Source organism: Streptomyces sp. ADMS, assembly GCF_033441795.1.
In the GTDB taxonomy this organism is placed as follows: Bacteria; Actinomycetota; Actinomycetes; order Streptomycetales; family Streptomycetaceae; genus Streptomyces.
This window is the reverse complement of record NZ_JAVFVX010000601.1, coordinates 1-249: the sequence shown is the minus strand read 5'-3', so window position 1 is coordinate 249 and position 249 is coordinate 1. Positions and strand designations below refer to the sequence as shown.

Here is a 249-nt window from a genome sequence, read left to right as displayed (position 1 = left end):
CGGTGTCGACCCAACGCCAGGCGTTCTTCGGAACCGGAGAGAGCAAGCAGAGCGCGTCCAGTTCCTCTGCGAGTTCGTCCCGGTGGGACGGGCTGGTTGCCGAGTAGAGAAATTCGGCACGTGTCGGCTCGCAGAGGTGGAACACCCCGGCGGCAATGTGTCCCTCCCAGGGACGCAACGCGCCTGGGGTGCGAAACAGGTGCCACAGAGCCGAGGTGTCCACCAGATACGTGATCACTCGAAGGCCTC

General features: G+C 64.3%; 1 protein-coding gene. It reads right to left on the bottom strand.

From position 1 onward, the window contains the following. On the bottom strand, positions 1–238 hold a 238-nt coding region (locus RB628_RS42130), incomplete at its 3' end, for a PIN domain-containing protein (RefSeq protein ID WP_318325857.1). Positions 239–249: the final 11 nt, after the last annotated feature.